This is a genomic window from Pleomorphovibrio marinus, assembly GCF_003347495.1.
Lineage (GTDB): Bacteria > Bacteroidota > Bacteroidia > Cytophagales > Cyclobacteriaceae > Pleomorphovibrio > Pleomorphovibrio marinus.
In genome coordinates, this window is record NZ_QCXY01000008.1 from 169,488 (window position 1) to 180,708 (window position 11,221).

Here is an 11,221-nt window from a genome sequence, read left to right on the forward strand (position 1 = left end):
TACTTTTAATCGTTTTTACAGAGTAGTTAAAACCATGATTACAGGGAATTGATTTTTTCTGTATCGATTTTTCAAAAGGTATGGGTAGTTATTTTCATCGTATAGACAAAACGCTAGATTTAGCGGTAGCAGATCAATTTGAGGAATCTGAAAATGGAGTGATTTGGGAAATTGACTTTCCTTCCAGAAGGGTTTTTTTGTCTCAGGGTTTGTTGGACTTATTGGGTTATGAGACGGCCCAAATAGGATCGAAATTTAAGGATGCTCTAAATTGTATTCATCCCAACTTCAGGAAAGCCCTCCTAATTCAATTAATTTCTTCTCTTGAAGAAAAAAGGCAGCTTAACATACAAACTTTATTGATTAAGAAAGGTGGAGAGGCACTGCATGTGGTAATCTATGCATATATTTTATACGATGAGGACAATATTATAAAAATCAAAGGTTCCGTTCATGATATTTTTTCCTTTCCCTTGCTTCAAGACCGACTTCATAAATTCCAAAGTAAGTTCGAGTGTTTGATCGAGCATTCTGATGGCATTTTTTGGGAGGCAGATGCCTCCACCTTTGCGTTTACTTATATCAGTCCACAAGTGGAAAAAATCCTGGGGTACACCGCCGATGAATGGTTGTCCTCTCCGGGTTTTTGGCAGGGCCATATCCACCCTGAGGAGGTGAATCAGGTGGTCTCCTACTGCCATTCCGAAACCCAGGACCTTAGGGATCATAATTTTGATTACCGGATGAAAACCAAGCAGGGCAACTACATTTGGCTAAATGACAGGGTGAAAGTACACGCTAAGGACAATAAGCCTTACAAATTGACAGGCCTTATGGTGGATGTGACTAAAGAAAGGCAGATAAGGGAAGACTTAGAGCAAGAGAGTTTTTTGGTGAAACAACTGCTAAAACACCTTCCAGCAGCCTTTTTCCTGTTTGATGAAGAAGGGAACATCCTTTTGTATAATGATTCTCTGCTAGCTTATTCAGAATATCAAGCAGAAGAAATATTGACCCTTAAACCAGAGGATTTTTTTGTTGGAGAGGATAGAAGAAGAGTCAATAATGCCATAGCTAGGGGCTTTTCTACTGGTGAGGCCACCTTGGAGGCTAACTTTCAAAGTAAATCAGGGAAAAGTACCCCGCATTTTTTTAGAGCAGCAAAAATTGAATACAAGGGGAAGACTTGCCTTATTGGGTCTGGACTGGATGTGTCTAGCCTTAAGGGACTGGAGAGTGAATTGAGACAAAGTGAGCGGAGGTTCAAGGCACTGATTCAAGATGGCTCCGATATGATAGCCATTTTGGATGTAGCTGGTGTTTATCAATATGTCAGTGCGTCTTCAGCAGCAATTCTGAATATTAAGCCCCAAGAGTTTCTGGGAAAATCCGCATTTGATTATATTTTTGAAGGGGATTTGGACAGGGTAAAGGCGTCCTTTTTGGCTCTTAAGGATAGCCATCGTATACGATTGGATCCTTTCAGGTTTAAAGATTCTAGGGGAAAATGGCGTTGGATGGAAACCAATTTAACCAATCTGACACATGACCCTTCTGTAAAAGGGTTTGTAGCTAATTCTCGGGATATCACAGATGACTACTACAAAGGGAAAATAGAGTCCTTAGAAAAGGAAATGCTTGCTCTAGTGCTGGATAAGGACATGAAGTTAGTGGATATACTTAATGCCTATCTTCATTCCCTGGAGACCATTTTCCCGAAAATGAAATCTTTTGTTGCCGTTGTCAAGAATGAGAAACTTCACGGGCTTGTAGGGCCTCGCTTGTCCGAGGAGTTTTTGGCTTCACTCCAGCAAATACCAATAGGCCCAAACAGAGGAACCTGTGGAACAGCAGCCTTTTTAAAGGAGCGAGTGATCGTAAAGAATGTATATGAGGATGAAAGGTGGGCAGCAATACGGCATTTACCTGATAAATTTGGGTTCAAGGCCTGTTGGTCGCAGCCAATTTTTAACTCTATCGGAAAAGTTACCGCTACTTTTTCCTCCTATTATGAGGAAGAAAGGGAACCTGACCAACATGAAACCTATGCCATTGATCGTGCGGAGATTTTGCTTTCTTTGCTTTTCTCGAAATTTGATTACCTAGATGCCTTGGAGAGGAGTAATGAGAGGTTTGAAATTGCGAGTAGGGCTACGAATGATGCCATATGGGATTATGAGGTTCTGGAAGACAAATTGTTTTGGGGGCCTGGATTTCAGACATTGTTTGGGTATGACTCAAATATAGTTAAACCTACTTTTGAGTTTTTGGTCAGTCTAATACACCCTGAGGATAGAGAGACTCTATTAACTGAAATTCATGAAAACATGAATGGGGGAAATTCTACTAATATTTGGTCTAAAGAATACAGGTTTCTAAAATCAGATGGCAGCTATGCCCATGTCTCGGATAAGGCAATATTCATTAAGGATTCTGATGGGAAGGTGGTTCGGGCTTTGGGAGCAATGTCTGATATCTCTCAGAGGAAAGCCTATGAGCAATCCCTTCGAAACCTTAACAGGGAGCTTCAAAAAAACATAAAGGAATTGGCAATTTCTAATGAGGAACTTGAGCAGTTTGCCTATGTGGCTTCTCATGACCTGCAAGAGCCCCTTAGAATGGTGGACAGCTTTATGGGTCTTTTAGATAAAAAATACAAGGAGCATCTTGATGATAAAGCGAGACAATATATTTTCTACGCTTCGGACGGAGCCAAGAGGATGCGCCGGATTATCAATGATCTTTTGAACTATTCAAGGGTAGGTAGGATCAGTGGATCACTGGAAACTATGAACGTAAAAGAGGTTTTGGAAGATGTGCTGGCACTTTTTAGAAATAGCATAGCCACAAATACTGCTACCATCCAAATTGGCCACCTTCCTTATATACATTCCTATAAAGTGCCCGTTCAACAGATTTTCCAAAACCTGATTAGTAACGCCTTTAAATATTCCAAAAAGGATGAGCCTCTAATTATTGAAATAGGAGGTTCGGAGTCGGAGAGCCATTGGGAATTCTGGGTGAAGGATAATGGAATCGGGATAGCTCAGGAATACCACGATAAAATCTTTGTCATTTTTCAACGTCTCCATCCAGCAAATTCCTATGACGGAACTGGAATAGGCCTGGCAATTATAAAAAAAATCATTAATAATATGGGAGGAAGGATATGGCTGACTTCCCAGGAAGGAGAGGGTAGTACTTTTTATTTTACCATTTGCAAACCATAAGCATGGAAATCCATGATTATCTCAGAACTTTCGTATATATAAACTTGGCCACGGGGAAATGCCCCCAAGTTGGCCTCGGGGTTTTCGGAAATAGGGGATCCAGGACGCCATCTTCTGGTTGAAGTTCTGGTACCACCTGTTCTTTCACCCTTATAATTTACATTTGCGGGAGATAGTGGAATTTAGGGACTAGGGAAGGATTACTGAGTAAACTTATTGGTTTACCAAAATTTCCATCAGCTTTAGTGCTGTGGCTCTCCCTTTTTCTTTGACAAATTCCCTGGGAGTATTGTCACCCACTTCGTAGGTGAGAGCCTCGGCTCCTTGAGAAAAGAAGAAATAGGAATTGGAGGTTACACCGGATTCCATACCGGGGCTCGCCCGGATGTTGGGGGTATAGTCCTTTAAAAGGGTAGCACTCTCCCGAATCATTTGGGGAACTAGGCCGGGGAAATTACCTTCCAGTTCTTCATTGATGGTGTAATAGATGTCTTCCCAGGTAGAGTGAAAGTCCAGTGCAAATATGAATTTACCTTCGCTTTCCTGGACTGCCTTTTCCATGAAGTCCCGTATAGCCCTGGTTTCAGGTTGTTCAAATGCCTTCCAGTCCCGGTTGATATCTACGCCTCCCCTGTTATGCCTCCAGTGGCCATGTACGACCCCATCAGGGTTGGCCATAGGCAACAAGTAGGTGACATATTTCTTTCTAAATTCAGCAGCGAGGGAAGAGTCTTCACAAATGGTGGATATGAAGGCTTTCATGGCTAGGTAACCAGGGATTTCCGGGGGATGTTGAAGTGCCATTACCATCAGCATCTGTTTTTCCTCACCTTGCCCGATTTTGAGCACCTCCAATTCCCTACCCTCATGGCTCTCCCCGGTTTTTATTTTTTGAATATAGGAATGCGAAAGCAAGGTGTCTTTCCAATCCTCCACATGTTTGGTACCTACCAACTCCTGGGATGCAATCCACAAAGTGTCCGGCCCTATTTCTAGAGATAAATCCACCGTGGTGGCTCTATACGTACCGTTGCTGGTTAATTGAGTATCAGCTCGATAAGCAGTGGAATCCAAGTTTTGATAGACCTCTCCATTTCTACTGACTTTAGGGAAATACCTGTGATAAGTTCCTTCTGGATAGGTTAGCCTCATCGTTACCCCTTTTTTTTCATCTGCCCATACTTTAAAAGCATACCAAGGGCTAGGGTTAATGGTGGTGTTTTCCGGGGTAATCAAAACGGTGATCAGGGTGTCCCTGCTCAGGGATATCCCATTCATCCTTGCTCCTTCATAATCGTTGGAGGCGAAGATGCCCTTTCCGATGTCTTGGGTGCCTTTATATTGTAATTGGATGGGTTTGTTGGTCGTGGTTACCTCCTGAATAGCCCCTTGCCCTTGCCATACTCCTGTGCTGCTCTTGCAGCTAATGGCGGCCATAAAATACAGGAATAAATGGGCATGATAAGTAAATCGTATTTTCATCTGTTTATAATTTGTTTTTCAGCAGACAGATGGAATCTCGCTTTGATAATCATCCCTCTGTGTGAGGTTCTCCTCATGCTCGATTTCATGATAAAGGTATTAGTGGTTAAAACTGTAATAATTATACGTCAGGTCAATGATAGGGGCAGTCGGCGCTACCGAAAATGGCTAGACAAACACGTCCAAAGACCATAGCAGGGTTATGAGTAAAAGATCCAAGATAAGTGTAAATATGGCCAATCTTATCCAACGGTATTTTTTTCGAATCACCTGTGCAAGATAGGCAGTGGATTCAGAAATATCCTCCAACAGTTTGAGATTATCCTTTTTCGTGATTGTATCATAATGTTTCCAAGTATTCCTTGTTGTCGGTTTGATGCTTGAGATAGTGGACCAGGAAAAGCTGTTATTAGGGTTGATTAACTTGCTTTTTGTAAATCTCGGAAAAACTGCAAAAATAGAAAACATAATGGTGATAAAGGCAAGAGCAAGCAGCACGTAGCTTAGGGTAACTTGTAAGGCATTTTCCATGCCATTGGCCCAGGTTATCCTGTCTGCTATGATTTTGGTTATTGCCGCTGTAAATGCGATGATACCTGCTGCTTTGGCGTCTGCATGGCGAAGATGTGCACTGAAATAGGTCACTTGTAGCTTTAGGAACTCCTCCTTGAATTTCAAATTATCCTCCCCGGAACCTTGAAAGGAAATCAAGGAATTGAAGTTTAGTTTCATGTGTTTATATTTTCTTTTCAATGGCCACATGGAATCTCGCTTTGATAATCATCCCTACGTGTGAGGTTCTCCTCATGCTCGATTTCATATGATTATAATTTGCTTTTTATAGGACATATAGGCTGCCCCAGCCTGCCCCGAACATGTTTCGGGGAACTCGATTCGGGGAAATATAGCAAGGATAATTATACCTCTAAATGTTGACTACGTCATGCCCAATTTCATAGAGAAGGATATTTAGCGGTTCAATTATTCCACATGATCTTGGATTTTCTTAAACAGATCTGCAAAAATGCGATCCCTGTTTAAATGGAGGGCTACCCTATAAAGGTGGCGGGAATGATCCATACTATAGGTCAATTGATCCGTCAAAATCGGGGCACTGCGCATCTCTGTACGGAACCATCCCGGGTTAACCACATAGGCTATTGCCGATATGTCCCAAATCACCTTGGACCATCCAAAGGTATTCCCTGGGTTATATTCTTTAAATATTTCGACCAAATAATCACCTATGGCACCTTTTCCCGATAAATAATACTCTATCTCCGGTATGGAAGTTTGTAAATGGGAGGACACTGGTTCTGTGGGTATTTGGATAAGGGGAACTCCTGAATCAAAGAGCACCTTCGAAGATAGCGGGTCTTGCATGAGGTTAAACTCAGTCGCCATTGGCCAATTTAACCCTTTTCCTCCTAGCCAAACCACAATGATCTTTTCGGTGATGCTAGGTTCCATAAGGATGGCGGAAGCCACGTTGGTAGGAGCTCCAAGTGTGAGCACATAAAGCGGGCCTTCACTGGCCTTCGCTCTTTCTATTAGATCCTTGGCAGCATCACTTTGGAGAGGCTCCTCGTAGTTTTTCAAAAAACCAGTAGACCCCTTGTAAACAAAATCCCTATTGGGCCAGTCCAGTTTCTCCAACAACCTATGGATTTCCTCGTAACTCTTCTGCATGCCGTCCTGAGGACTTTCAGATCTTTTGTTCAGATAGGGTGCAGCATAGATGGCCTTTACATCCATTACCTCTGGCGAAAGCAGCGCATATACTACAGCAAACTGGTCATCGATTTCATTATAGGTGTCGGTATCCACTACCACATTTATTCGGCCTTCAGCAGGCTTCAGCCTTTGCACTAATTGGTCGTTGGGGAGTTTCTGATAGTTTTGGGCGATGGCTATTTCGGGTGCCGAGGATAGAAACAACAACATGCCTATTGAAATACCCCAAAGCGGTCGAGACAATTTAAAGCGAGTCATAGAGAATAAAGTAGTTTGGATTGAATTGAGAACAAAAGATAAGGTAAGGAGGTTGGTTTTGCAATTTGCGGGCTGCTTTTCGCCAAAAAGGTTATGGAGCATTTTCGTTCAAATGTTAGAATAAACTTTTCCAAAGTTCTGAACTTTGGAAAAGTTTATTCAGGTTTGGTTACACTTTAAATCCTTCCCTATGATCCCTTCCAACGAATTGGTTGGCCTCTTCCAGGTTGCTAATAAGCATGTTGTCCCCGTCCCATAGTAGTTTTTTCCTACCGATGAAAGCAGTATTTCCATTGCCTGTTTCCTTTTGAAGCATATAGCTCCTTATGGCCAGGTTACCCATGAGTACTGTTTCGGTCATTGGGCCTGCATAGTCAAAAGAGCTGGTAAGTGCTTGGTGTTCTTTACTTCCAAACCCTGCTTTGCAGGCGTCCACCCATTTCCTTTGATGGCCGTATTCTGGCTCATCCATTTCCTCTTTTTCAGGTCCGAATTCTGTGGTACCGTCGCTGAGGTATAGTTTTGGCATAAGGGGTGAACTGTCGTTGATGTTGGTGGTAATGATTCCTTTTTCTCCAACGATCATCACTCCATTGGCAGAATTAGCCCCACCCAAGTCGTGATCCGGAGGAATGATATCTGGGTGGCTGGGACGAATTCCCCCATCACTCCAGGTCATTTCTATTGGAGACTTGCTCTTGTCGGTCTGATCAAACTTAAGGGTGATGAAGGAGGCCACAGGCGCACCTTTAGGGTGGTGGTCTGCGGTCCACATTTGTGAATAAACCGAGGCTACACTGCATTGTGCACTTTTGGGATAATGAAGCCCTAGTGTCCTGAATGGGATATCTATTAGGTGACAGCCCACATCACCGAGAGCACCAGTCCCATAATCCCACCAACCTCTCCAGTTGAAAGGGTGCAGGTTTGGGGTATAGGGGATTTTTTCAGCTGGCCCAAGCCAAAGGTCCCAAGCCAAATCGTCCGGTTTCTTTTCTGGTGCTGGCTCTGGAAATGGTATTCCCTGTGGCCAAACTGGGCGATTGGTCCAAATTTGTACCTTTGCTATTTTTCCTAATTTATCCGTATCTATCCAGCCTTGTACCATGTCCAGCAAAGGGTTGGAACCCCCTTGGTTCCCCATTTGGGACACTATCTTGTGTTCCCTGGCCATTTCGGTGAGTTTTCTCGCCTCCTTGATATTGTGGGTCATGGGTTTTTGCACATATACATGGATCCCCCTTTCCATGGCAAATGCTGCGGCTGGGGCATGGGTATGGTCAGGTGTGGAAATGGTGACCGCATCAATGTCCTTTTCCTTGTCCAACATTTCCCTGTAGTCTTGATACCGCTTAGCTTTCGGGAAATTCTCGACAGATCTTTTTGCTGATCCGGAAAAATCTACGTCACACAGCGCCACTACCCTTTCCCGGCCTTCTACCGAGGCGTTTTTTATGTCACTGGAGCCTTTTCCCCCGGCACCAATAGCGGCAAGGTTCAATTGGTCACTTGGGGCAGTATACCCTACCCCACCTAACACATGTCTGGGAACGATTAGGATAGAAGAGGCTATGGCTGCATTTTTGATGAAATTCCTTCTGGAAGAGCCAGAAACTGCTTTACTGGGTTTTTTCATGGTTAAAATTGGATTATTATAAAACTTTTCTAAAATACATAATTTTTTGGCATCCACCTAAGCCTTTGGATAAGCGGCACCCTAGATGGATAAAACAGGGACGTACTAGGTCGTGGCGGGAACCAATCGGCTATATCTTCCGCCCAGCATTTTCCTTTGCTTTCTTAACCAGAATCCAATTCCCAAATAACATAACATGGGAAAAATGCCAGAAATGGGTGACACCAGCCATTCGGCATTGGGGGTGATCTGGATGAATCCATCAATCACCAAAGGGTTGATCAGTGCATCTTCCACCGCATGGAGCAATACCACACTCCAAATGGACCCGGTAATAAAGAAAATTTCCACAAACATTACTGTCCACACTATCATATTGACTACTGCAACCAAGGTAAAAAGCACCCTATCTACAGGCAGCACCGTATAGATCATTTCATCAGGCAAAAACACCATATAATAAGGTACGTGCCATAGGCCCCATACCAGCCCCACTATCAAATAGAGTTTGAAGTCGGAAAGAGAGAGTTTGGCCAGCTTTGCGCTGAGGTAACCCCTCCATACGCTTTCTTCAAAAAAGTTTTTTATTACATTCACTCCTAAAAGGCTAAGGAATACCAGGGAAAATGCTGACCAGTCCATGCGGTCAAAGTTTATCAAGTTGGTGAGTTTTCCCAATAAAAGGGTAAGCGCGGTTACAGCAGGGAAGATGGCGAAGGCGATGAAGTACCATTTGCCATTGCCAATAAATCGGGGACGAAAACAAGCATCTTTCCATCCATCGCCTGCCAGCCCTCTAAGTAGGACTACAAGTAGCAATGGGAATACCAGCCAAACGGCCATGCCCAATGATTCTTCTTCGGCCCCTTGATCCGGTGTTAGCCGGTCTATACCTACTCCTACCCATCCAATCAAGAGTGCCACTATACAGAAGATAGTGAGGTTTCTTTTCGTAATGAAATCGTTCATCAAAGTAAATAGGCTTTGGGTTAATTCTATAACATAAAATATTGCTGCAACATCATTCCTAAACACTCCTGGTATTATCAGTGAATAGAAAATGTAGGAATAAATTAGCCAGTAAGAAAAGGAGAGATATAGCCATCGAAAGCTAGAAAAATGGCATGAAAAATACAATTGTTCAGAACCAAAAAAGGAACAACTAATTAGTTGTTCCTTTTGAAGGGGGTAGAGGTCGAGAACGGATTCGAACCGATGTACGAGGTTTTGCAGACCTCTGCCTAGCCACTCGGCCACTCGACCTTTTTGAATCGGATGCCAAAGGTAGCTAAATTAAGGGTTACAGCCAATAAGAATCATAAAATTTTAGTACGCTTTCATTTCCTTGTTTTTTGTTTTAGAACCCAAGTGGGTGTTCCCTTTTAAATAGTTTGAAATGGCTAAGTGGAAAAAGGGTTATTTATAAAAGTTCTAAATTACGAAAGACGCAATACTTATGGATACAAGTGATTGGAGTACAGTATTTTAACATATTTTAAACTCAGATCTTCAATTTGATGCAGTTCAATTTATCAAGTTTGAAAAATAGAAGTTGGGTAGTACATTTGTGTCGAATTTCATTGAAAGAGATAATTATTCGGAAAATCAAATAAAAATCATGACGATCAAACGCTCATCATTTGGGGTTTTTAACAGCATAAGTGCGCTGATTTTGGCGTTTTTCCTGTATTCAGGAACGGCTTATGCGGCTCACCCCGACGTATCTGATAGTGAAGACGCTATCCAGGCAGGGCAGTCTTTGTTCAACGCTAACTGTAGAACCTGTCACCGATTGGACCAAAATTACACTGGTCCAGCCTTGAGGGGAGTTACTGAGCGTAGGTCATTGGATTGGACTAAAAAGTTCATAGTAAATTCCCAAGCCTTGATCCAAGCCGGAGATGCTGAGGCGGTAGCCTTGTTTAGGGAATACAATAATATTCAAATGCCGTCACACGATTTCTTGAGTGATGATGATTTGATGAACTTGCTCTCTTACATCGAATATGGAGACACCGCAGATGCCACAGCTGCTGCCGATGGAGAGGGAACGGCGGAAGGTCAAGCCGGAGGGATTCCCAGTGAATACCTCACCATAATTCTGGTGGTCTTAGTATTCGTGTTGTTGTTAATTCTGGTAGTATTGGGGTTGATCGTATCGGTATTGAAAAAATACCTGAACCAAAGCCAGGACCTGGACCAGGACGACAAGGAGTTTATTAACCAGAAAACAGACCTTAAAAAGGTTTTTACCAGTGATGCTTTTATCATCATTATTACCACCATTGTTTTGGCTCTAGTTGTAAAGACAGCATTGGACGGTTTATACAATGTAGGTATACAACAGGGGTATGCCCCAAAGCAACCTATTGCATACTCTCACCAATTACATGCGGGGGAATATGAAATTCCGTGTCAATACTGTCACACCGGGGTGGAAATCGGTAAATCTGCCAACATACCATCTGCCAACATTTGTATGAATTGCCATATGCACATCCAAAACGTGGATGGGCAAGAAGGGATATCCCCAGAGATTGCCAAGTTGTATGATGCTTATGACAACAATAAACCTATAGAATGGGTAAGAATTCATAACTTGCCCGATCTGGCATATTTTAATCACAGCCAGCACGTAGCTGTAGCGGGTCTGGAGTGCCAAACCTGCCATGGCCCAATTGAAGAAATGGAAGTAGTTTATCAACACAGCTCCCTGACCATGGGCTGGTGCATAGACTGCCACCGAAATACGGAAATCACCACACAAGGCAATGAATACTACGACAAGTTAGTGCAACTGCACTCTGAGTCGAAGGATGCCTTGAAGGTGAAGGACATCGGGGGGCTGGAATGCGCCAAGTGTCACTATTAATAATTAATC

General features: G+C 43.0%; 7 protein-coding genes and 1 tRNA gene. 2 read left to right on the plus strand and 6 right to left on the minus strand.

Annotated features, from left to right (window positions below):
* The first annotated feature begins 80 nt into the window (after positions 1-80).
* Positions 81-3,230, plus strand: coding sequence for a PAS domain-containing protein (locus DB520_RS18685; protein ID WP_114751299.1), 3,150 nt, complete (start codon positions 81-83; stop codon positions 3,228-3,230).
* A 213-nt stretch (positions 3,231-3,443) separates the two neighbouring features.
* Here DB520_RS18685 and DB520_RS18690 read toward each other — a convergent pair whose 3' ends face one another.
* The 6 genes from DB520_RS18690 to DB520_RS18715 form a co-directional block, all read right to left on the minus strand.
* Positions 3,444-4,712, minus strand: coding sequence for a M14 family metallopeptidase (locus tag DB520_RS18690; protein ID WP_114751300.1), 1,269 nt, complete (start codon positions 4,710-4,712; stop codon positions 3,444-3,446).
* Between the two features lie 168 nt (positions 4,713-4,880).
* Positions 4,881-5,444, minus strand: coding sequence for a Pycsar system effector family protein (locus DB520_RS18695; protein WP_114751301.1), 564 nt, complete (start codon positions 5,442-5,444; stop codon positions 4,881-4,883).
* Between the two features lie 249 nt (positions 5,445-5,693).
* A complete protein-coding gene (locus DB520_RS18700) occupies positions 5,694-6,704 on the minus strand; it encodes a nucleoside hydrolase (RefSeq protein WP_114751381.1) in 1,011 nt (336 codons plus the stop codon).
* Positions 6,705-6,873: 169 nt separating this feature from the next.
* Entirely contained in the window at positions 6,874-8,340 is a 1,467-nt protein-coding gene (locus tag DB520_RS18705) for a Gfo/Idh/MocA family protein (protein WP_114751302.1), read from the minus strand.
* A gap of 105 nt (positions 8,341-8,445) precedes the next feature.
* Positions 8,446-9,309 (minus strand): CPBP family intramembrane glutamic endopeptidase, encoded by an 864-nt coding sequence (locus DB520_RS18710; protein ID WP_114751382.1) that lies wholly within the window; start codon positions 9,307-9,309, stop codon positions 8,446-8,448.
* A gap of 223 nt (positions 9,310-9,532) precedes the next feature.
* Positions 9,533-9,603, minus strand: a tRNA-Cys gene (locus tag DB520_RS18715).
* A gap of 355 nt (positions 9,604-9,958) precedes the next feature.
* Here DB520_RS18715 and DB520_RS18720 point away from each other — a divergent pair.
* Positions 9,959-11,212 carry a c-type cytochrome gene (locus tag DB520_RS18720; protein ID WP_114751383.1) on the plus strand — a complete coding sequence of 418 codons (1,254 nt, stop codon included), beginning with the start codon at positions 9,959-9,961 and terminating at the stop codon, positions 11,210-11,212.
* The last annotated feature ends 9 nt before the right edge of the window (positions 11,213-11,221 follow it).

Bases quoted from the DNA above. Each gene is read 5' to 3' on its own strand.
- DB520_RS18700 (WP_114751381.1), bottom strand. From the start codon at position 6,704: ATGACTCGCTTTAAATTGTCTCGACCGCTTTGGGGTATTTCAATAGGC.
- DB520_RS18685 (WP_114751299.1), top strand. From the start codon at position 81: ATGGGTAGTTATTTTCATCGTATAGACAAAACGCTAGATTTAGCGGTA.
- DB520_RS18705 (WP_114751302.1), bottom strand. From the start codon at position 8,340: ATGAAAAAACCCAGTAAAGCAGTTTCTGGCTCTTCCAGAAGGAATTTC.
- DB520_RS18695 (WP_114751301.1), bottom strand. From the start codon at position 5,444: ATGAAACTAAACTTCAATTCCTTGATTTCCTTTCAAGGTTCCGGGGAG.
- DB520_RS18710 (WP_114751382.1), bottom strand. From the start codon at position 9,309: ATGAACGATTTCATTACGAAAAGAAACCTCACTATCTTCTGTATAGTG.
- DB520_RS18720 (WP_114751383.1), top strand. From the start codon at position 9,959: ATGACGATCAAACGCTCATCATTTGGGGTTTTTAACAGCATAAGTGCG.
- DB520_RS18690 (WP_114751300.1), bottom strand. From the start codon at position 4,712: ATGAAAATACGATTTACTTATCATGCCCATTTATTCCTGTATTTTATG.